We start from the raw sequence: 1,160 nt of genomic DNA, 5'->3' as shown, positions 1-1,160 counted from the left end.
ATTCCTTGTCGGGTAAGTTCCGACCTGCACGAATGGCGTAATGATGGCCAGGCTGTCTCCACCCGAGACTCAGTGAAATTGAACTCGCTGTGAAGATGCAGTGTACCCGCGGCAAGACGGAAAGACCCCGTGAACCTTTACTATAGCTTGACACTGAACACTGGTCCTTGATGTGTAGGATAGGTGGGAGGCTTTGAAGTGTGGACGCCAGTCTGCATGGAGCCGTCCTTGAAATACCACCCTTTAATGGCTGGTGTTCTAACGTAGACCCGTAATCCGGGTTGCGGACAGTGTCTGGTGGGTAGTTTGACTGGGGCGGTCTCCTCCCAAAGAGTAACGGAGGAGCACGAAGGTTAGCTAATCCTGGTCGGACATCAGGAGGTTAGTGCAATGGCATAAGCTAGCTTGACTGCGAGAGTGACGGCTCGAGCAGGTGCGAAAGCAGGTCATAGTGATCCGGTGGTTCTGAATGGAAGGGCCATCGCTCAACGGATAAAAGGTACTCCGGGGATAACAGGCTGATACCGCCCAAGAGTTCATATCGACGGCGGTGTTTGGCACCTCGATGTCGGCTCATCACATCCTGGGGCTGAAGTAGGTCCCAAGGGTATGGCTGTTCGCCATTTAAAGTGGTACGCGAGCTGGGTTTAGAACGTCGTGAGACAGTTCGGTCCCTATCTGCCGTGGGCGCTGGAGAATTGAGGGGGGCTGCTCCTAGTACGAGAGGACCGGAGTGGACGCATCACTGGTGTTCGGGTTGTCATGCCAATGGCACTGCCCGGTAGCTAAATGCGGAAGAGATAAGTGCTGAAAGCATCTAAGCACGAAACTTGCCCCGAGATGAGTTCTCCCTGAGCCTTTAAGGCTCCTGAAGGAACGTTGAAGACGACGACGTTGATAGGTCGGGTGTGTAAGCGCAGCGATGCGTTGAGCTAACCGATACTAATGAACCGTGAGGCTTAACCTTACAACGCCGAAGATGTTTTGGCGAAGAGACGACACAAGTTTCAGCTTTGATACAGATTAACAGAATTTGCCTGGCGGCTTTAGCGCGGTGGTCCCACCTGACCCCATGCCGAACTCAGAAGTGAAACGCCGTAGCGCCGATGGTAGTGTGGGGTCTCCCCATGTGAGAGTAGGGAACTGCCAGGCATCAAATT

At 53.6% G+C, this 1,160-nt stretch carries 2 rRNA genes; both read left to right on the top strand.

Annotated features, from left to right (window positions below):
* Nucleotides 1-967, top strand: a 23S ribosomal RNA gene (locus tag FO013_RS22180); the annotation flags it as partial.
* A gap of 69 nt (nt 968-1,036) precedes the next feature.
* Nucleotides 1,037-1,152 (top strand): 5S ribosomal RNA (gene rrf / locus FO013_RS22175).
* Nucleotides 1,153-1,160: the final 8 nt, after the last annotated feature.

Source organism: Brevibacterium aurantiacum (genome assembly GCF_007558825.1).
In the GTDB taxonomy this organism is placed as follows: domain Bacteria; phylum Actinomycetota; class Actinomycetes; order Actinomycetales; family Brevibacteriaceae; genus Brevibacterium; species Brevibacterium aurantiacum_A.
Note: the sequence above shows the minus strand (reverse complement) of the source record. Positions and strands in the feature narration are given on the sequence as shown.